Raw genomic sequence first — 20,891 nt, 5'->3', positions numbered from 1 at the left:
CCGGGCCCAGCCATGCGTTTTCTGCGTTTTCTCAAGATATTTTTCACGGTTATCCGCTTCGGCCTCGACGAAATGATGTTGAGCCGCATCAACGACCGGCGCGTGCGTCTGCTGCTGCGGATCACGACGCTCGGCCGTAAGTTCGATCTGCCGCCGGGCGTGCGTCTGCGACTCGCGCTCGAAAGCCTCGGGCCGATCTTCGTCAAGTTCGGCCAGGTGCTGTCCACGCGTCGCGATCTGCTGCCGGTCGATATCGCCAACGAACTCGCGAAGCTGCAGGACCAGGTGCCGCCGTTCGATTCGGCGGTTGCGATCGGGCTCGTCGAGAATGCGCTCGGCGCGCCGGTCGACGTCCTGTTCGACGATTTCGAGCGGGTGCCGGTCGCGAGCGCGTCGATCGCGCAGGTGCACTTCGCGAAGGTGAAGGCTGGCCAGCATGCGGGCAAGGCGGTCGCGGTGAAGGTGCTGCGACCCAACATGCTGCCGGTGATCGATTCCGACCTCGCGCTGTTGCGTGACATCGCCGTGTGGGCCGAGCGGCTGTGGGCGGACGGCAAACGCCTGAAGCCGCGCGAGGTGGTCGCCGAATTCGACAAATATCTGCACGACGAGCTCGACCTGATGCGCGAGGCCGCTAACGGCAGCCAGTTGCGGCGCAACTTCCAGGGGCTCGACCTGCTGCTCGTGCCCGAGATGTACTGGGAGTTCTGCACCCCCACGGTGCTCGTGATGGAGCGGATGGTCGGCGTGCCGATCAGCCAGGTCGAGACGTTGCGCGCGGCGGGCGTCGACATTCCGAAGCTCGCGCGCGAGGGCGTCGAGATTTTCTTCACGCAGGTGTTCCGCGACGGCTTTTTCCACGCCGACATGCACCCCGGCAACATCCAGGTGAGCCTCGATCCCGCGCACTTCGGCCGCTATATCGCGCTCGACTTCGGCATCATCGGCGCACTGTCGGACTTCGACAAAAACTACCTCGCGCAAAACTTCCTCGCGTTCTTCAAGCGCGACTACCATCGCGTCGCGACGCTGCATCTGGAGTCGGGCTGGGTGCCGCCGACCACGCGTGTCGAGGAGCTCGAAAGCGCGATTCGCGCAGTCTGCGAACCGTACTTCGATCGCGCGTTGAAGGACATTTCTCTCGGCCAGGTGCTGATGCGGCTGTTCTCGACGTCGCGGCGCTTCAACGTCGAGATCCAGCCGCAGCTCGTATTGCTGCAAAAGACGATGCTGAACGTGGAAGGCCTCGGCCGTTCGCTCGATCCCGAACTGGATCTGTGGAAGACCGCGAAGCCTTACCTCGAGCGCTGGATGAACGAGCAGATCGGCTTGCGCGGCTGGTACGAGCGTCTGAAGATCGAGGCGCCGCAGTGGAGCAAGACGTTGCCGCAACTGCCGCGGCTCGTTCATAACATGCTGGCCGAACGTCACCATCCGGTGGGCGGCGCGAACGACGACGTGATCCGCCAGATCCTGCTCGAACAGAAGCGCACCAACCGTCTGCTGCAAGGGCTGCTGCTGTTCGGCGTGGCGGTCGGCGTTGGTGCGATGCTGGCGCGGGCGTTCCTGGTGCTAGCTTACGGCGGTTGAGCGCGGCGAATGCCGTTTGGCCGCGCCGTTTCGGCGCCGGTGTCGGCCGCTACCGGCGGTGACGACCGGGCGCAAACCTGAACGAGGCATCCGATGAGCGATCCGACCCAACCGTCCGCGCCCGATTTCGAGACCCGCGATCCCAACTCGCCCGAGTTCTGGGACGAACGCTTCGAGCGTCGTTTCACGCCGTGGGATCAGGCGGGCGTGCCGTCTGCATTTCGTGCGTTCGCCGAACGGCACCGCGACGCTGCCGTGCTGATTCCGGGCTGCGGCAGCGCCTACGAAGCGGTGTGGCTCGCGCGCCAGGGCAACCCGGTGCGCGCGATCGACTTCTCGCCGGCCGCCGTCGCGGCGGCGCGCGACCAACTCGGCGCGCAGTACGCATCGTTGGTCGAGCAGGCGGATTTTTTCACCTATGCGCCGCCGTTCGTGCCGGCGTGGATCTATGAGCGCGCGTTCTTCTGCGCGCTGCCGCCGGCGCGCCGCGCCGACTACGCGCAACGTATGGCCCAGCTGCTGCCGCCCGGCGGCTTGCTCGCGGGCTTCTTTTTTATCGGCGCGACGCCGAAGGGGCCGCCGTTCGGCGTCGAACGCGGCGAGCTCGACGCGTTGCTCGCGCCACACTTCGAGCTGATCGAAGACGACCCGGTCGACGACTCGATCGCCGTATTCGCCGGACGCGAGCGCTGGCTCAGCTGGCGGCGGCGCGGCTAACGCCACGCGCGCGCTCTTGAGAGGTCCGCGGGTCGTCCCCATCTGGCGCGCTGGCGGGCGCGTCGCGCGTCCGCTTCCCGAAATCCGGGGAACGGACATCGTTTGCGGCTATAATTCAAGGCTTTGCAAGCGTTTACAAGATTTCAGTAGGGATTTGGAGTAGGAAAGGATCATGCCGATCTACGCTTATCGTTGCGGGTCATGCGGCTTCGGGAAGGACGTGCTCCAGAAGATGAACGACCCCCAGTTGACGCAGTGTCCCGAGTGCGAAAAAGACACCTTTAGCAAACAGCTCACCGCCGCCGGCTTCCAGTTGAAGGGCTCCGGCTGGTACGTGACCGATTTCCGCGGCGGCACGAGCGCGTCGGCCACGTCGGAAACGAAGTCCGAACCGGCCGCAGCAGCTGCCTCGCCTGGCGAGTCCGCCCCGGCTGGACCGGCTGCCCCGGCCGCCCCCGCAGCGCCCGCCGCCACGAGCCCGAGCGGTTCCGGCAGCGCCTAGTGGGACTGCCGCCCCGCGCGGGCGGCGTATCTACCGCGCATGGGCTTCGGCCCGCGCAGCTTTCTGGCGGTACACATGACGACGAAGAAATTCACGCTCAAATCGGTGTTTCTGACTGGCCTGCTGGTGCTGGTGCCTCTGGCCATCACATTGTGGGTGCTCGGTCTGGTCATCGGTACGATGGACCAGACGCTGTTGCTGCTGCCTACCTCGTGGCAGCCGGAACGCGCGATCGGCTATCGCCTGCCGGGTCTCGGCGCGGTGCTCACGCTCGCGTTCATCTTCGTCGTCGGGCTGTTGACGCAGAACTTCGTTGGGCAGAAGCTCGTGACGTGGTGGGAACTGCTGGTCGCGCACATTCCGGTGGTCGGCCCGCTCTACACCAGCGTCAAGCAGGTGTCCGACACGCTGCTGTCGAGCAGCGGCAATGCTTTCCGCAAGGCGCTGCTGATCGAGTACCCACGCCGCGGTTCCTATACGATCGCGTTTCTGACCGGCATCCCGGGCGGCGACGTGGCCAACCATCTGAAGGAAGAGTACGTCAGCGTGTACGTGCCGACCACGCCGAACCCGACGTCCGGCTTCTTCCTGATGGTGCCGAAAAGCGAAGTGGTCGAGCTCGACATGACGGTCGACGCTGCGCTCAAGTACATCGTCTCGATGGGCGTCGTGGCGCCGTCCGCGCCGCCGCCGGCACCGGTACGCCGCACGACTGTCGAGCCTCCGCTGTAATGCCGGCGCGCAACGCTTCATGCAGCATCGTCTGCAGCGCGCCGTTCAACCAATGCAAAACGAAAGACAAACATCATGTCGATGAGATCTGAATACTGCGGTCTGGTGACCGAAGAACTGCTGGGCCAATCCGTCTCGCTGTGCGGCTGGGTAAGCCGCCGCCGCGACCATGGCGGCGTCATCTTCATCGACCTGCGCGATCGCGAAGGGCTCGTTCAGGTCGTCTGCGATCCGGATCGTGCGGAAATGTTCAAGATCGCCGAAGGCGTGCGCAACGAGTTCTGCGTGCAGATCAAGGGCGTCGTGCGCAGCCGTCCGGAAGGCACGACCAACGCGTCGCTGAAGAGCGGCAAGATCGAAGTGCTGTGCCACGAGCTGATCGTGCTGAACGCATCGGTCACGCCGCCGTTCCAGCTCGACGACGACAACCTGTCGGAAACCACCCGCCTCACGCACCGCGTGCTCGACCTGCGCCGTCCGCAGATGCAGCACAACCTGCGTCTGCGCTACCGCGTCGCGATCGAAGTGCGCAAGTACCTCGACGAGCAGGGCTTCATCGACATCGAAACGCCGATGCTCACGAAGAGCACGCCGGAAGGCGCGCGCGACTACCTGGTGCCGTCGCGTACGAACCCGGGTCAGTTCTTCGCGCTGCCGCAGTCGCCGCAGCTGTTCAAGCAGCTGCTGATGGTCGCGAACTTCGACCGTTACTACCAGATCACCAAGTGCTTCCGCGACGAAGACCTGCGCGCCGACCGTCAGCCGGAATTCACGCAGATCGACTGCGAAACCTCGTTCCTGTCGGAACAGGAAATCCGCGATCTGTTCGAGGCGATGATCCGTCACGTGTTCAAGACCACCATCGGCGTCCAGCTCGCCGACAAATTCCCGGTCATGGAATACGCGGAAGCGATGCGCCGCTTCGGTTCGGACAAGCCGGACCTGCGCGTGAAGCTCGAATTCACCGAGCTCACCGACGCGATGCGCGACGTCGATTTCAAGGTGTTCAGCACGCCGGCCAACACGAAGGACGGCCGCGTCGCGGCGCTGCGCGTGCCGAAGGGTGGCGAGCTGTCGCGTGGCGACATCGACAGCTACACGGAATTCGTGCGCATCTACGGCGCGAAGGGTCTCGCGTGGATCAAGGTCAACGAAGCGGCGAAGGGCCGTGACGGTCTGCAAAGCCCGATCGTCAAGAACCTGCACGACGAGGCGCTGAAGGCGATCATCGAGCGCACCGGCGCGCAAGACGGCGACATCATCTTCTTCGCGGCGGATCGCGCGAAGGTCGTGAACGACAGCCTCGGCGCGCTGCGCCTGAAGATCGGTCATTCGGAATTCGGCAAGGCCAACGGTCTGGTCGAGTCCGGCTGGAAGCCGCTGTGGGTCGTCGACTTCCCGATGTTCGAATACGACGAGGAAGACAACCGCTACGTCGCCGCGCATCACCCGTTCACGAGCCCGAAGGACGAGCACCTCGAGTACCTCGAAACGGACCCGGCGCGCTGCCTCGCGAAGGCCTACGACATGGTGCTGAACGGCTGGGAAATCGGCGGCGGCTCGGTGCGTATCTACCGTGAGGAAGTGCAGAGCAAGGTGTTCCGCGCGCTGAAGATCAACGCGGAAGAAGCGCAGGCCAAGTTCGGCTTCCTGCTCGACGCGCTGCAATACGGCGCGCCGCCGCACGGCGGTATCGCATTCGGCCTGGACCGCATCGTCACGATGATGGCCGGCGCCGACTCGATCCGCGACGTGATCGCGTTCCCGAAGACGCAACGCGCGCAGGATCTGCTCACGCAGGCGCCGAGCGAAGTCGACGAGCGTCAGCTGCGCGAGCTGCACATCCGTCTGCGTTCGCCGGAACCGAAGGTGTAAAGCCGCGGCTGCCTTGCCGGTCGCATGCGCGGCCGGCGGCAGCGAAAAAGCCACACAAGCCAGACGAAAAGGCGCTGAGGTGATCTTCACCTCAGCGCCTTTTTCATTTTTTGCGTTACAGTGAAGCCACCGCTTTCCAGACCCTTTCGACCGTCATCCGACATGTACCGCGCGCATCGTCGCGCCCAGTTTTGAGCCATGCCGAAACCGCCGAAAATTCCGCAGTCCGTCCTCGTCATCATTCATACCCCCGCGCTCGACGTGCTGTTGCTCGAGCGTGCCGATCACGCGGCGTTCTGGCAGTCGGTGACGGGTTCGAAAGACCGGTTCGACGAACCGCTCGCTGACACGGCGGTGCGCGAAGTCGGCGAGGAAACCGGCATCATGATCGGCGGCGCGCTGGTGCCGCGCAGCGCGTTGTTCGACTGGCAGTACTCGATCGACTACGAGATCTACCCGGAATTTCGTTACCGCTACGAAGCGGGCGTGCTCCACAACACCGAGCACTGGTTCAGCCTGCAGGTGCCCGAGCGCATCGACGTGACCCTCGCGCCGCGCGAACACACCGCGTATATGTGGCTGCCATATGAAGAGGCCGCTTCGCGGTGTTTTTCGTCGTCGAATGCCGATGCGATCCTGCAGTTGCCGCGCCGGCTCGCCGCGCGCCCGCTCGATCCTCAGGTCGACCCGCGATCCGGCCCGCTGGCCGGGGAGCGTGGCCAGTGAGTTCAGGCGGCCCGGGCCGTTTCGCGCGTCTGCGGCACACGTTGCTCGGCCGTCGCTACTGGCAGCGCTACCGCTTCACCAGTAACAACGAGGTCGGGCTGCTGCGCTCCGGCGACGCTTTCTTCGCCGCGCTGATCCAGCGCATCGACGCCGCCGAGCACAACGTCGCGCTCGAAACCTACATCTTCTGCGACGACGACGCCGGCCAGGCGGTCAGCGAAGCGTTGCTGCGTGCGGCCGCGCGCGGCGTCAGAGTGCGCGTGATCACCGACGGCATCGGCACCGCGCGCCTGAAAATGTTCGAGCAATGGCCGGCCGGCGGCATCGAGCATCGCATCTACAACCCGCATCTATTTGGCCGCTTCGGCTTCTCGCGCACACACCGCAAGCTCGCGGTGATCGACGATCAGTACGCGTATTGCGGCGGTATCAACATCGTCGACGATTACGAGAACAACGGCGAGAAGCTGCCGTACCGGCGCTGGGACTTCGCAGTCGAGCTGCGCGGGCCGGTGGTTTCCGACGTGCGCGAGGCCATCGAGGTGCAGTGGCGGCGGATTCGTCTCGGCCATCGGCCGCTCGATTCGATCAAGCCCGACCTGGCGTCGCAGGACGCCAACTCGCTCGGCAGTCTGCGCAGGCGCCGGCGGCGCCGCAACGAGGAACTGTGGGCCAACGGCGAGCCGTGCGTCGCATTCGTCGCGCGCGATAACCTGATCAACCGCCGGGCGATCGAAAAGGCCTATCTGGCCGCGATCGGTCAGGCACGCCACGAGATCCTGCTTGCCAATCCGTACTTCATGCCGGGGCGCAAGCTGCGTCGCGCGCTGGTGTTCGCGGCGCGGCGCGGCGTGGTCGTGAAGCTGATCATCGGGCGCAAGGAGTTCAAGGCGCTCGATTACGCGGTGCCGTTCCTCTACAACGCGTTGCTGCGCGCGGGCGTGCAGATCGCCGAATATGAGAAGACGCTGCTGCACGGCAAGGTCGCGGTGGTCGATTCGAACTGGGGCACGGTGGGTTCGTCGAATCTCGACGCGCTCAGCCTGATGCTCAACAACGAAGCGAACGTCGTGCTCGTCAACGATCCGTCGATCGCCAAACTGCGCGACGCGATTCTCGACGCGTTCACCGACGCGCGCCCGATCGATGAAGCGCACTACGAATCGCGACCGGCGCGCGTGCGCGCGCTGAGCTGGATCGCGTACACGAGCTACCGCGTCGCGATGAAACTGCTGACGGTGGGCGGCTACGACTAATGCCACTCGCACGAGAGCCCGCGCATGCTGCATCATGTCGGCCATCACTCGGCGCCGGCGAACCCGGGCAAAGAAATAGAACACGCGCGCGCTGATCGGCAACCATCGATTCAAGGCAAACGCCTCTAAAAATCTGATTGATCTGATGGTCGAAAGCCGCAAAATTAGGAACCGGTTAGAAACCGGTTTCTAATAAAGTCCTTGTTTCGCGGACGGCAAGCACTCAATAATAGTACGGCCGTTCGATTTTAAATTTGGTCACATTAGAACGGTAAAACAGCTATGCGAAAAGGCGAACAAACCCGAGCCGCGATTCTCGACGCAGCACTCGATCTGGCAAGCCGAGACGGACTGGAAGGTCTGACGATTGGCCTGCTGGCCGAGCGCATGCAGATGAGCAAGAGCGGTGTGTTCGCGCATTTCGGGTCGCGCGAGGATCTGCAGGTCGAGGTCGTGCGCGAATATCACCGCCGTTTCGAAGACGAGGTGTTTTTCCCGAGCCTGCGCGAGCCGCGTGGTTTGCCGCGCTTGCGCGCGATGATTTCCCGCTGGATCGAGAAGCGCATTCAGGAAGTCACGACCGGATGCATCTACATCAGCGGCGCCGTCGAATACGACGATCGCGCGGACAGCCAGGTGCGCGAGCAACTGGTGTCGAGCGTGACGACGTGGCGTGCGGCGCTCACGCGCGCGATTTCGCAGGCGATGGAAGAAGGGCATCTGCGCGCCGATACCGATCCGGAGCTGATGCTGTTCGAACTGTATAGCGTCACGCTCGGCCTGCATCACGATGCGCGCTTCCTGCATCTGCCGGATGCGGTGCGTCTCACGTGGGCCGCGCTGGAAAAACTGATCAATTCGTATCAAAGCGAAAGCCGTTAGCGGCGTCGCCGGAACTTACCGGAAACGCGCGGCGCAGAAGGTCCGACCACGGACCCGGCCAACGGTCTGGCTTTTGTCAATCTAGGGAGAGAGAGTCATGGGACAGTACGCCGCGCCGCTGCGCGACATGCAATTCGTGTTGCACGAACTGCTGAACGTCGAGGCTGAACTTCGGCACATGCCGAAGCACGCCGATCTCGACACCGACACGATCAACGCGGTGCTCGAGGAAGCCGGCAAGTTCTGCTCCGAAGTGCTGTTCCCGCTCAACCACAGCGGCGACCAGGAAGGTTGCACGTATGCCGGCGACGGCGTCGTGACCACGCCGAAGGGCTTCAGGGAAGCCTACCGGCAATACGTCGAAGCCGGCTGGCCGGCGCTCGGCTGCGACCCGGAATACGGCGGCCAGGGACTGCCCGCGTTCGTCAACAACGCGCTCTATGAAATGCTGAACTCGGCGAATCAGGCGTGGACGATGTATCCGGGCCTGTCGCACGGCGCGTATGAATGCCTGCACGCGCACGGCACGCCGGAGCTGCAGCAGCGCTATCTGCCGAAGCTCGTCGCGGGGGTCTGGACCGGCACGATGTGTCTGACCGAGCCGCACTGCGGCACCGACCTCGGCATTCTGCGCACCAAGGCCGAGCCGAACGGCGACGGCTCGTACTCGATCAGCGGCACGAAGATCTTCATCTCGAGCGGCGAACACGACATGGCGGAGAACATCGTTCACCTCGTGCTCGCGCGTTTGCCGGATGCGCCTAAGGGCACCAAGGGCATTTCGCTGTTCATCGTGCCGAAGTTCGTGCCGAACGAAGCGGGCGAGCCCGGCGAGCGCAATGGCGTCAAGTGCGGCTCGATCGAGCACAAGATGGGCATTCACGGCAACGCGACCTGCGTGATCAATCTCGACAACGCGAAGGGCTGGATGGTCGGCGAGCCGAACAAAGGCCTGAACGCGATGTTCGTGATGATGAACGCCGCGCGTCTCGGCGTCGGCATGCAGAGTCTCGGCCTCACCGAAGTCGCTTATCAGAACTCGCTCACGTACGCGAAAGAGCGTCTGCAGATGCGTTCGCTGACCGGACCGAAGGCGCCCGAGAAGGCCGCCGATCCGATCATCGTGCATCCGGACGTGCGCCGCATGCTGCTCACGCAGAAGGCCTATGCCGAAGCCGGCCGCGCGTTCTCGTACTGGTCCGCGCTGCAGATCGACAAGGAGCTGTCGCATGCCGACGAAGCCGAGCGCAAGGAAGCCGCCGACCTCGTCGCGCTGCTCACGCCGATCCTGAAGGCGTTCCTGTCGGACAACGCGTTCGAAGGTACCAATCACGCGATGCAGATCTACGGCGGCCACGGCTTCATCGCCGAGTGGGGCATGGAGCAGTACGTGCGCGACGCGCGCATCAACATGATCTACGAAGGCACCAACGGCATCCAGTCGCTCGACCTGCTCGGCCGCAAGGTGCTCGGCGACATGGGCGCGAAGATGAAGAAGTTCGGCAAGCTGGTCGCCGAATTCGTCGAAGCCGAAGGCATCAAGCCGGAAATGCAGGAGTTCGTGAACCCGCTCGCCGACATCGGCGAAAAGGTGCAGAAGCTGACGATGGAAATCGGCATGAAGGCGATGCAGAACCCGGACGAAGTCGGCGCCGCGGCCGTGCCGTATCTGCGCACGGTCGGCCACCTGGTGTTCTCGTACTTCTGGGCGCGCATGGCGCGCATCGCGCTCGACAAGGAAGCATCAGGCGATCCGCTCTACAAGGCGAAGCTTGCCACCGCGCGTTTCTACTTCGCCAAGCTGCTGCCCGAAACGGCGATGACGATCCGCCAGGCTCGCGCCGGTTCGAAACCGATGATGGACGTCGAAGAAGCGTTGTTCTGACGCTCACCGATCGGGCGAGGCACCTGCGCGTATTGAACCCGCGGTGCCTCGCGCGAGACCACACACCTCGCGCGAAGCATGACTGACGCTTCGCGCCACCGCACAACTCTCCGGAGAAACGACGTGAGCAATCTGATCATTCGCAAGGTAGCCGTGCTCGGCGCCGGCGTGATGGGCGCGCAGATCGCCGCGCACCTGATCAACGCCAAGGTGCCCGTGCTGCTGTTCGATCTGCCAGCCAAGGAAGGCCCGAAGAACGGCATCGCGCTGAAGGCGATCGAGAATCTGAAGAAACTGTCGCCCGCGCCGTTCGGCGTAAAGGACGACGCGCAATACCTGCAGCCCGCGAACTACGACGACGACATCGAGAAGCTCGCCGAGTGCGACGTCGTGATCGAGGCGATCGCCGAACGCATGGACTGGAAGCACGACCTGTACAAGAAGGTCGCGCCGCACATCGGGCCGAATGCGATCTTCGCGACCAATACGTCGGGGCTGTCGATCACCGCATTGTCCGAGGGTTTCGCGGACGAACTGAAGGCGCGCTTTTGCGGCGTGCACTTCTTCAATCCGCCGCGCTACATGCATCTGGTTGAACTGATCCCCACCGCGACCACGCGTCCGGAAATTCTCGATCAGCTCGAAACCTTCCTGACCAGCGTGGTCGGCAAGGGCGTCGTGCGCGCGAAAGATACGCCGAACTTCATCGCGAACCGCGTCGGCGTGTTCTCGATCCTCGCGGTTGTCGCCGAAGCCGCGAAGTTCGGCCTGCGTTTCGACGAAGTGGACGACCTGACCGGTGCGCGCCTCGGCCGCGCGAAGTCGGCGACGTTCCGCACCGCCGACGTGGTCGGTCTCGACACGATGGCGCACGTGATTAAGACGATGCAGGACACGCTGCCCGACGACCCGTTTCACCCGGTCTACGAAACGCCGGCCGTGCTCGCTGAACTGGTGAAGAAGGGCGCGCTCGGCCAGAAGACCGGCGGCGGCTTCTACCGCAAGGAAGGCAAGGCGATCAAGGTGCTCGATCCGAACACGGGTGCGTACGTCGACGGCGGCGGCAAGGCGGACGAAATCGTCGGCCGCATCCTGAAGCGTTCGGCTGCCGAGCGTCTGAAGCTGTTGCGCGAAACGCAGCATCCGCAGGCACAGTTCCTGTGGTCGATCTTCCGCGATGTCTATCACTACATCGCCGTGCATCTGGAGTCGATCGCCGACAACGCGCGCGACGTCGACCTCGCGATTCGCTGGGGCTTCGGCTGGAACGAAGGCCCGTTCGAAGGCTGGCAGACGGCCGGCTGGAAGCAGGTCGCCGAGTGGGTGCAGGAAGACATCGCGGCGGGCAAGGCGCTCGCCAACGTGCCGCTGCCGTCGTGGGTGCTCGAAGGGGCGGTCGCCGAGAAGGGCGGCGTGCACACCGCTGAAGGTTCGTGGTCGCCGGCCACGCAGAGCTTCGTGCCGCGCTCGTCGCTCGACGTGTATCGCAAGCAGGTGTTCCGCGCGCCGCTCGCCGGCGAAACCGGCGCCGATCCGAAGACCTACGGCAAGACGCTGTTCGAGACCGATGCGGTACGCGCATGGGTCGACGATCGTGCCGGCGAACACGACGTGTTGATCGTGTCGTTCAAGAGCAAGATGAACACGATCGGACCGGCGGTGATCGAGGGTCTCACGAAGGCGATCGAACTGGCCGAGAAGGACTACAAGGGCCTCGTCGTGTGGCAGCCGACCTCGCTGAAGCTCGGCACGCCGGGCGGTCCGTTCTCGGCGGGCGCGAACCTCGAAGAAGCGATGCCCGCGTTCATGATGGGCGGCGCGAAGGGCATCGAGCCGTTCGTGAAGAATTTCCAGCAGGGCATGCTGCGCGTCAAGTACGCGAACGTGCCGGTGATCTCGGCGATCTCGGGCATCGCGCTCGGCGGCGGCTGCGAGCTCGCGCTGCATAGCGCGAAGCGCGTCGCGCACATCGAGAGCTATCTGGGTCTCGTCGAAGTCGGCGTGGGTCTCGTGCCGGCGGGCGGCGGCCTGAAGGAAGCGGCGCTGCGCGCGGCCGAAGCGGCGAACCAGGTCGGCGCGACGAACGATCTGCTGAAGTTCGTGCAGAAGTCGTTCGAGAACGCGGCGATGGCGAAGGTCTCGGCCTCCGCGCTCGATGCCCGCGCGATGGGCTACCTGAAGCCGTCCGACACGATCGTCTTCAACGTGTTCGAACTGCTCGACGTCGCGAAGAAAGAAGCGCGCGCGCTCGCCGCGGCGGGCTACCGGGCGCCGCTGCGCGCGACCCAGGTGCCGGTCGCGGGCCGCTCGGCAATCTCGACGATCAAGGCATCGCTCGTCAACATGCGCGACGGCCGCTTCATCAGCGAGCACGACTTCCTGATCGCGAGCCGCATCGCGGAAGCGGTGTGCGGCGGCGACGTCGAAGCGGGCAGCCTCGTCGACGAAGAATGGCTGCTGCAACTCGAGCGTCGTGCGTTCGTCGAGCTGCTCGGCACGCAGAAGACGCAGGAACGGATCATGGGCATGCTGCAGACCGGCAAGCCGGTACGCAACTAAACGGCGACCCGCACAATGTGCATGGGACCGGAGTAAGAGCTTTGCATGGGACCGGAGTAAGAGCTTTGCATGGGACCGGAGTAAGAGCTTTGCATGGGACCGGAGTAAGCGCTAAAGCGCCAACTCCGGATCGACAGCTAAAGCGCCAACTCCGGATCGACAGCTAAAGCGCCAACTCCGGATCGACAACTAAAGCGCTAACTCTGGTCGACACAGGAGATTCACAAATGGCAAAGCAATTGCAAGACGCATACATCGTCGCCGCGAGCCGTACGCCGATCGGCAAGGCGCCGCGCGGCATGTTCAGGAACACACGTCCGGACGAACTGCTGGTTCACGCGATCAAATCGGCCGTCGCTCAGGTGCCCGGCCTCGACACCGGTGTGATCGAAGACGCGATCGTCGGCTGTGCGATTCCGGAAGCGGAGCAGGGCCTGAACGTCGCGCGGATCGGCGCGCTGCTCGCCGGTCTGCCGAACACGGTCGGTGGCGTCACGGTGAACCGCTTCTGCGCGTCCGGTCTGACCGCGCTCGCGATGGCCGCGGACCGCATCCGTGTGGGCGAAGCGGACGCGATGATCGCGGGCGGCTGCGAATCGATGAGCATGGTGCCGATGATGGGCAACAAGCCGTCGCTGTCGCCGCATATCTTCGATCGCAACGAAGACGTCGGCATCGCGTACGGCATGGGCCTGACCGCGGAGAAGGTCGCCGAGCGCTGGAAGATCAGCCGCGAAGCGCAGGACGCGTTCTCGGTCGAATCGCACCGCCGCGCGATCGCCGCGCAGCAAGCCGGCGAATTCAACGACGAAATCGCCGCGTACACGATCACCGAGCGGTTCCCCGATCTCGCAACCGGAGAGGTCAGCGTGAAGACGCGCGAGGTGAAGCTCGACGAAGGTCCACGCGCGGACACGTCGATGGAAGGCCTGGCGAAGCTGCGCGCGGTGTTCGCGAACAAAGGCTCGGTCACGGCCGGCAACAGCTCGCAGACCTCGGACGGCGCGGGCGCGCTGATCGTCGTGTCGGAAAAGATCCTCAAGCAGTTCAACCTGACGCCGCTCGCGCGCTTCGTCAGCTTCGCAGTGCGCGGCGTGCCGCCGGAAATCATGGGCATCGGCCCGAAGGAAGCGATTCCGGCCGCGCTGAAGGCCGCCGGCCTGAAGCAGGAAGATCTCGACTGGATCGAGCTGAACGAGGCGTTCGCCGCGCAGTCGCTGGCGGTGATCCAGGACCTCGGCCTCGATACGTCGAAGATCAACCCGCTCGGCGGTGCGATCGCACTGGGCCATCCGCTCGGCGCGACGGGCGCGATTCGTGCGGCGACCGTGGTGCACGGCCTGCGCCGCCGCAACTACAAGTACGGCACGGTGACGATGTGCGTCGGTACCGGCATGGGCGCGGCGGGCATTATCGAGCGTCTGTGAGCCGATGATCGAACGGGGGATCATTCGGTGATCCACTAAGGACCGCGCAACGGTTCGCAGGCCGCCCGGCTTGCGAACCGTTTTTACATTCAGCAGGAGCACAAGGAGATGAACGGGATGACGACGGATATTCTGGTCGAACGCGCCGACGCGGTGTTGACCATCAGCTTCAACCGGCCCGGCAGGAAAAACGCGATCACGGCCGCGATGTATCAGACGATGGCCGACACGCTCGTGGAAGCGCAGGGCGATGCGTCGGTGCGCGCGATCCTGATTCGCGGCAGCGCGGGCATTTTCAGCGCGGGCAACGACCTCGAAGACTTCATGAAGTCGCCGCAGGTCGGCGACAACCCGCCGGTGATCCAGTTCCTGCGCGCGATCAGCGCGGCGGAGAAGCCGCTCGTCGCGGCAGTGGCGGGGCCGGCGGTTGGCATCGGCACGACGCTCCTGCTGCATTGCGATCTGGTCTATGCGGCCGACACCGCGAGCTTTTCGCTGCCGTTCACGCAGCTCGGGCTGTGCCCGGAGGCGGCGTCGAGCCTGCTGCTGCCGCGCGTGGCCGGCTATCAGGCGGCGGCGGAAAAGCTGCTGCTCGGCGAGGCGTTCGATGCGGCGGAAGCGCACCGCATGGGCCTCGTGAATCGCGTGCTGCCGCCGGGCGAAGTCGACGCGTTCGCGGCGTCGCAGGCTGCGAAGCTGGCGACGCTGCCGGCTTCGTCGTTGCGCGTGACCAAGAGCCTGATGAAACGCGCGAGCCAACCGGAATTGCAGACGCAGATGACCGAGGAGTTCGTGCACTTCGGCAAGATGCTGCTCGCGCCCGAAGCGCGCGAGGCGTTCAAGGCGTTCTTCGAGAAGCGCAAGCCGGATTTCCGGCAGTTCGACTAAGGCACGTGCGGCGCCGGCGCGATTCGGGGCCGTTGGCCGTGAACCTTCGCTTCGCCGCTTCAGTCGCTCAGGGCTGCGATTGCCACGTGTCGTAGTCGACGTAGCCGCCTTCGCGACAGAAGCTCACGAGCCGCACGCCTGCCTCGCGCGCGATCGCAATCGCGAGCGACGACGGCGCCGAGATCGTCGCGACCATCGGCACGTCGACGCGCGCGGCCTTGCGAACCAGCTCATAGCTCGCGCGGCTCGACAGAAACACGAAGCCGTCGCGGGTATCCGCGCGATCGAGCACGAGCCGACCGATCAGTTTGTCCAGCGCGTTGTGGCGGCCGACGTCCTCGAACGCGTAGCGGATCGCGCCTTTTGCATCGCACCACGCGGCCGCGTGCAGGCCGCCCGTCAGACGCGTGAGCGCCTGGTGCTCGGGCAGCTCGCGCGCGGCGCGCGCGATCGCATCGGGTGCGAGCCGTTGCAGAAAGCCGGTGTCGGGTACACGCTGCGGTTTCAGATCGAGCAGATCGATGCTTTCGATGCCGCACACGCCGCAGCCGGTGCGTCCGGCGAGCGCGCGGCGCTTTTCCTTCAAACCGGCGAACGCCTGCTGCACGACCTGCAATTGCACCTCGGCATGCGGCAGCTCGCCGTGCTCGTGCAATTCGACCTCGATGTCCTGGATGTCGCTGCCGCGCTCGACGATGCCCTCCGAAATCGCAAAGCCGACCGCGAATGCTTCGAGATCGCGCGGCGTGCACATCATCACCGCGTGCGAGATGCCGTTGAACACCAGCGCGACCGGCCACTCCTGGCCGACGTGATCGATGGCGGTTTCTATCGCCGCGCCGCGATGGCGGCGCACTTCGAGTTGCACCGCGCCGGGCTGTTCGTCGCCGTCGAGGGCGTGGGGCTGGCCATTCGCCCGCTCGGTTGGGTGCCCGTTTTCCTGTCCGTTCAAGCTGCTTCACTCCTGTGCCATGCCGCGCGTTCAAGTGTCCGCAGGGCTTGCCGTATGCTTTGCGGCGGTCGCCCGCGCGGGGCGCCGCCGCGCGAATAAGGTTCTAAAATACCTCAAGCGACGCCCGCACGCTGTCCGCCACCGACAAGGAGCACTGACATGGGACTCAACGAAGCACCGCTTCTGTTCGACTTCGAAGTCGCGTCTTCGGAGAATTTCACTTATATCCCGATGTCGGTGCGCTTCAATCTCGACCGTTTCGGGCTGCGCATCTCGCTTGCGCAGTGGCAGCAACTGCCGCTCGAAGACCGCAAGCTGCTCGCGCGTTTCCCGGTCGAAGAAGACACGCAGATCGAACCGAATTTCGATCACGCGCTGTTCGAAATGCTGCGCACGCACGCGAACATCGAACCGGAGTGGTTCACGCCGGAGGAGTCGCCGGCCTGGCGTCAAACCGACAGCGTGCCCGACGATGTCGCCCACCAGGCGGGGTTGGCCGGTCTCGTCGCGCCGAGCGTTGCGCGCTGGGCCGAGCTCGATCCATTCAAGCGCTATGTGCTGGCGAAGCTGTCACGCAAGCCCGAGGCGAACCACGATTTCGTGCCGGCGATGAAGGAATTTGGTGCGGCCGGCTAGGTGCGGCCGGCTAGGTGCGGCCGGCTAGGTGCGGCCGGCTAGGTACGGCCGGCTAGGTACGGCCGGCCAAGCAAGTCCACCCAGACACCCTCGAGCAAGTCACCTTCAGGCAAGTCACCCCGCCAGGCGCCTGCACTCAGACGCCCCCACCCAGACGCCCCTACCCAGACGCCCCCACCCATACGTCCCACCAACCCGCAGCCTTCCCCCCAATCCTCAGATTTTTTTCACGCCGACCCTCAACCCGCTTCAGGTCGCTGCCGATATCCAAAGGTTGGCGCGTAAAAGTCTTGCATCGATGCGGCCGGAGCACCGACAGCGAGCGCGCTTTCCCGCCCTCGGAACGATTGACGTTCGGAACCCATGAATCCTTTTTTGTCGAAGCGACTGCTGATCAATATAGCGGTCGTGGTGGTCGCGGTCGGTGCAAACGCGTTCGTCGCGTACACGCAGATTTGCGGGCAGCGTGCCGTCGATGCGCGCCTGCTGCGCTCGACCAGCGTGCGCCAGAACCTCGATGCGTATCACGCCGCGCTCGATAACGGTCTCGCCGCGCTGCAGCGCCTGAAGGAATCGGGCAAGCCGGTGCCGCCCGACGCGGCCGCTTCGATGACGAACCCACTCGCGAGCCGCGAGCAAGCACTGCGCGACGAGCTCGCGAGCGAGCCGGACATGTTGGGGGCGCTCGCCAGCCTGAGCGCGGCGCGGCACGCGTTGCAGCACGATCTCGAGGACACGCTGCGCAATAGCGCGACCCACATGCCCGCCGTGGCCAGTGCGGCATCGAGTGTGGCCGGCGCGTCATCGACCGAAGCACCGGGCGCGGCTCCCCTCGACGCGCCAGTCGACGCCTCCCTCGACCCCGCCCGGTCAATCCCGCATCTCGCCCCCGCGCTAGAACGCGTCGAAGCCGCGCTCGCCAGCTTGCGCAGCGACGAAAGCCGCTCGTTGCAGACTTCGCTCGCGGCATCGTCGAGCGACAGCGAGCGCGCGATGTTCGTGCTGCTCGTGACGATACTCACCGGCAGCGCGCTGCTGATGCTCACGTTCGGCGTGCGCGAGAACAGCGCGCGCGAAAAGCTGCGCAGCGCCCGCGCGCTGGGGCGCAACGACGATCGTTTTCGCGGCCTGTTCGACGATCACACGGTGCCGATGTACATCTTCGATCGCGATACGCTGCGCTTTCTCGCCGTCAACGCGGCCGCGATCCAGCAATACGGCTACACGGAAGGCGAGTTTCTCGGCATGACGATCCGCGCGATCCGACCGAACTCCGAAGTCGAGCGCCTCGAGAGACATCTGCGGCGCAGCGCGGACCTGCGCCAGAGCCACACGATGGCGGGCATCTGGCGGCATCGGCGCAAGGACGGCTCGATCATCAGCGTCAATGTGTCGTATCACGCGCTGAGTTTCATGGGCCGCGACGCCGCGTTCGTGCTGGCGGACGACGTGACCGACCAGATCAACGCCGAAGCCGAAGCGCTGCGCTCGAATCAGATGCTCGAAGCAGTGATCGACAACATCCCGCAACGGATCTTCTGGAAGGATCTGAACTCGCGCTATCTGGGCTGCAACATGGCGTTCGCGCGCGACGCGGGGCTCGCGTATCCCGAACAGGTGGTCGGCAAGAGCGACGCCGATTTGCCGTGGCGCGCGTTCGCCGGTCTGCTGACCGACCACGATCGCGAAGTCGCGGGCACCGGCGTGCCGAAGATGAACTTCGAGGTCGACTTCGTGATCGACGGCGTGCATCGCACGACGGTCACGAGCAAGCTGCCGTTCACCGACGGCGACGGCCAGGTGATCGGCGTGCTCGGTTCGTACACCGACATCACCGAGCGCAAGCGCGCCGATCTCGCGCTGCGTCTGCAAAGCCGTGCGCTCGACGCGAGCGTCAACGCGATCCTGATCACCGCGCCGTCGCCGTCGGGCAATCTGATCGAATACGTGAATCCGGCGTTCATGCGCATCACAGGCTACGATCCGGCCGAGGTGATCGGCCACGACTGCCGCGTGCTGCAACGCGACGACCGTGACCAGGAGGGCGTCGCGTTGATCCGCGAGGCGCTCGCGGCGAATCGCGAGGTCAGCGCGGTGGTGCGCAACTATCGCAAGGACGGCGCGCTGTTCTGGAATCAGCTGTTCATCGCGCCGGTGCCGAACGCGGAAGGCGTGATCACCCATCATATCGGCGTCATCAACGACGTGACCGAGCTGATCCGCTATCAGGAGCAGCTCGAATACCAGGCCAACTACGACGGCCTCACGCGGCTGCCGAACCGCAATCTGCTGCGCGACCGGCTCGAACATGCGCTCGTCGTCGCGCAGCGGCATCACACGGGCGTCGCGGTCGTGTTCCTCGATCTCGACGGCTTCAAGAACGTCAACGACAGCCTCGGCCATAGCGTCGGCGACCGGCTGCTCGGCGTGGTCGCCGAACGGCTCGCGCGCTGCTCGCGCAACAGCGACACGGTCGCGCGTCACGGCGGCGACGAGTTCGTGATCGTGATGACCGACACCGTCGACGAGCAGTCGCTGATCACGTGGATGGAGCGCGTGCGCACGTCGATCGCCGAGCCGGTGTGGCTCGACGGCACCGAGCTGTACGTCGGCTGCAGCATGGGCGCGAGCCTGTTCCCGCAGGACGGCGACGATGCCGAAACGCTGATGAAGAAGGCCGACGTCGCGATGTACCGCGCCAAGGACATGGGCCGCAACACGTTCCAGTTCTATCAGCCGGAGATGAACGCGAGCGCGGGCGCGCGCCTGAATCTCGAACGACGCCTGCGCCGCGCGCTGCGCGACAACGAGTTCCTGCTGCACTATCAGCCGCAGGTCGATATCGGCAGCGGACAGATCGTCGGCATCGAGGCGCTGGTGCGCTGGCACGATCCCGAGGTCGGGCTGGTGCCGCCGTCGTCGTTCATTCCGCTCGCCGAGGAAAGCGGGCTGATCGGACCGCTGTCGGAGTGGGTGCTGCGCGAGGCGTGTCGCCAGAACAAGGCGTGGCAGGATCAGGGCTTGCCGCCCGCGCGCGTATCGGTGAATCTGTCGGCGCGCGTGTTCCAGCAGCGCAACATCGCGAAGCTCGTGATGCAGGTGCTCGACGAGACCGGGCTCGAACCGAAGTACCTCGAACTCGAGCTGACCGAAAGCACGATCATGCGCAACGCTGAAGAAGCGGTGTCGATGTTGAACGAGCTGCACTCGCTCGGCATCGGTCTCGCGATCGACGACTTCGGCACCGGCTATTCGAGCCTCAGCTATCTGAAGCGCTTCCCGGTGGACCGCCTGAAGATCGACCGCTCGTTCGTGTCGGATATCGGCGTGTCGGGCGACGACGAGACGATCACGTCGGCGATCATCGCACTCGCGCATTCGCTGAAGCTGCAGGTGATCGCCGAGGGAGTGGAAACGTCCGCGCAACTCGACTTCCTGAGGGAACGCGCTTGCGACGAAATGCAGGGCTTCTATTTCGCCAAGCCGCTATCGACGGAAGCGATTTCCGAGCTGCTGCACGGCGGCCTGGTGCGGGAGCTGGAGCCCGTGTGAGACCGCGATAGCGAAAAAAACAGGGCGCCGCGCGGCGCCCTGTTTCGTGTCAAGGATCGCAGAAAATGCCGCTCACTCCGCCGGCGTGTCCTTGAACACCGGCAGGCTTTCCGCGAATGCGGAAAATTTTTCGAGCCGCGGATGATCGGCCTTGCTGATCATCTCCGGCAGCATCATGTGCGTGAACTGCCACGCGACGGCGACGGCCACGTCCGCGGCGCTGAACTGCTGCTGCGTATCGGGCAACGGTCCTTCGCCCAGCTCGCGTTCGAGTTCGGCGTAGGCGGCGAGCAGTTGCGTACGTACGCGCTCGACCCACGGTTCGTGCTGCTTGTCCTGAGGCCGCAGATTGCGCTCATAGACGATCTGCACGCTCTTTTCGCACGCGGCGAGCGCGAGACCCGTCAGACGCGCGGCGCGCAACGCCGCGTCGGCTTGGGTTGGGAACAGCGGGGTGGGACCGGCGAGCGTCGCCAGATACTGCAGGATCACCGTCGAGTCCATCAGAACCGCGCCGTTGTCGGCGACGAGCGTCGGCGCCTTGACGACCGGATTGATCTTCGCGAACTGGTCGTAGGTGCGGAATACCGAAAGGGACTCGTGTTCGAACTCGAGCGCGAGCAGTTTCATGCAGATGGCGACGCGCCGCACGTAGGGCGAGTCGAGCATTCCGATCAGTTTCATCTCGTTTCCATTAGAAGAACGACTATCG

At 64.8% G+C, this 20,891-nt stretch carries 16 protein-coding genes; 14 read left to right on the top strand and 2 right to left on the bottom strand.

Annotated elements, in window-relative coordinates:
- Window positions 1-12 precede the first annotated feature (12 nt).
- The 12 genes from ubiB to EVC45_RS05640 all read left to right on the top strand — a co-directional run bounded on the left by ubiB (window position 13) and on the right by EVC45_RS05640 (window position 15,039).
- On the top strand, window positions 13-1,590 hold the full coding sequence (gene ubiB, locus EVC45_RS05695) for a ubiquinone biosynthesis regulatory protein kinase UbiB (RefSeq protein WP_129957054.1): 1,578 nt from the start codon (window positions 13-15) through the stop codon (window positions 1,588-1,590).
- Window positions 1,591-1,683: 93 nt separating this feature from the next.
- Window positions 1,684-2,307 carry a methyltransferase domain-containing protein gene (locus EVC45_RS05690; protein ID WP_129957053.1) on the top strand — a complete coding sequence of 208 codons (624 nt, stop codon included), beginning with the start codon at window positions 1,684-1,686 and terminating at the stop codon, window positions 2,305-2,307.
- Window positions 2,308-2,479: 172 nt separating this feature from the next.
- Window positions 2,480-2,809: an FmdB family zinc ribbon protein gene (locus EVC45_RS05685; protein WP_129957052.1), complete on the top strand. Its 330-nt coding sequence runs from the start codon at window positions 2,480-2,482 to the stop codon at window positions 2,807-2,809.
- 75 nt (window positions 2,810-2,884) lie between these two features.
- Complete coding sequence (locus EVC45_RS05680) at window positions 2,885-3,541, top strand: DUF502 domain-containing protein (protein WP_129957051.1); 657 nt, start codon at window positions 2,885-2,887, stop codon at window positions 3,539-3,541.
- 75 nt (window positions 3,542-3,616) lie between these two features.
- Complete coding sequence (gene aspS / locus EVC45_RS05675) at window positions 3,617-5,416, top strand: aspartate--tRNA ligase (protein ID WP_129957050.1); 1,800 nt, start codon at window positions 3,617-3,619, stop codon at window positions 5,414-5,416.
- Window positions 5,417-5,614: 198 nt separating this feature from the next.
- On the top strand, window positions 5,615-6,142 hold the full coding sequence (gene nudB / locus EVC45_RS05670) for a dihydroneopterin triphosphate diphosphatase (protein WP_129957049.1): 528 nt from the start codon (window positions 5,615-5,617) through the stop codon (window positions 6,140-6,142).
- Window positions 6,139-7,398 (top strand): cardiolipin synthase ClsB, encoded by a 1,260-nt coding sequence (clsB, locus tag EVC45_RS05665; protein WP_129957048.1) that lies wholly within the window; start codon window positions 6,139-6,141, stop codon window positions 7,396-7,398. The genes nudB and clsB overlap by 4 nt, the downstream gene beginning before the upstream one ends.
- Before the next feature lie 282 nt (window positions 7,399-7,680).
- On the top strand, window positions 7,681-8,280 hold the full coding sequence (locus EVC45_RS05660; protein ID WP_129957047.1) for a TetR/AcrR family transcriptional regulator: 600 nt from the start codon (window positions 7,681-7,683) through the stop codon (window positions 8,278-8,280).
- Window positions 8,281-8,377: 97 nt separating this feature from the next.
- Window positions 8,378-10,165: an acyl-CoA dehydrogenase C-terminal domain-containing protein gene (locus tag EVC45_RS05655; protein WP_129957046.1), complete on the top strand. Its 1,788-nt coding sequence runs from the start codon at window positions 8,378-8,380 to the stop codon at window positions 10,163-10,165.
- Window positions 10,166-10,288: 123 nt separating this feature from the next.
- A complete protein-coding gene (locus EVC45_RS05650; protein WP_129957045.1) occupies window positions 10,289-12,724 on the top strand; it encodes a 3-hydroxyacyl-CoA dehydrogenase/enoyl-CoA hydratase family protein in 2,436 nt (811 codons plus the stop codon).
- A 227-nt stretch (window positions 12,725-12,951) separates the two neighbouring features.
- Window positions 12,952-14,151 carry an acetyl-CoA C-acyltransferase gene (locus EVC45_RS05645; protein WP_129957044.1) on the top strand — a complete coding sequence of 400 codons (1,200 nt, stop codon included), beginning with the start codon at window positions 12,952-12,954 and terminating at the stop codon, window positions 14,149-14,151.
- Between the two features lie 117 nt (window positions 14,152-14,268).
- Window positions 14,269-15,039: an enoyl-CoA hydratase gene (locus EVC45_RS05640; RefSeq protein WP_129957043.1), complete on the top strand. Its 771-nt coding sequence runs from the start codon at window positions 14,269-14,271 to the stop codon at window positions 15,037-15,039.
- Window positions 15,040-15,106: 67 nt separating this feature from the next.
- Here EVC45_RS05640 and fdhD read toward each other — a convergent pair whose 3' ends face one another.
- The gene (gene fdhD / locus EVC45_RS05635; protein WP_129957042.1) at window positions 15,107-15,991 is read right to left on the bottom strand and encodes a formate dehydrogenase accessory sulfurtransferase FdhD; all 885 of its coding nucleotides are present in this window, start codon (window positions 15,989-15,991) and stop codon (window positions 15,107-15,109) included.
- A gap of 159 nt (window positions 15,992-16,150) precedes the next feature.
- Here fdhD and EVC45_RS05630 point away from each other — a divergent pair, with 159 nt between their 5' ends.
- Complete coding sequence (locus tag EVC45_RS05630; protein ID WP_129957041.1) at window positions 16,151-16,627, top strand: nitrate reductase associated protein; 477 nt, start codon at window positions 16,151-16,153, stop codon at window positions 16,625-16,627.
- Window positions 16,628-16,990: 363 nt separating this feature from the next.
- Window positions 16,991-20,179 carry an EAL domain-containing protein gene (locus tag EVC45_RS05625; protein ID WP_129957040.1) on the top strand — a complete coding sequence of 1,063 codons (3,189 nt, stop codon included), beginning with the start codon at window positions 16,991-16,993 and terminating at the stop codon, window positions 20,177-20,179.
- A gap of 72 nt (window positions 20,180-20,251) precedes the next feature.
- On the opposite strand, the gene EVC45_RS05620 is transcribed toward EVC45_RS05625, so the two are convergent.
- Window positions 20,252-20,863, bottom strand: coding sequence for a glutathione S-transferase family protein (locus EVC45_RS05620; protein ID WP_129957039.1), 612 nt, complete (start codon window positions 20,861-20,863; stop codon window positions 20,252-20,254).
- Window positions 20,864-20,891 lie beyond the last annotated feature (28 nt).

It is taken from the genome of Paraburkholderia sp. UYCP14C, assembly GCF_004197395.1.
Taxonomy (GTDB): Bacteria; Pseudomonadota; Gammaproteobacteria; order Burkholderiales; family Burkholderiaceae; genus Paraburkholderia.
Note: the sequence above shows the minus strand (reverse complement) of the source record. Positions and strands in the feature narration are given on the sequence as shown.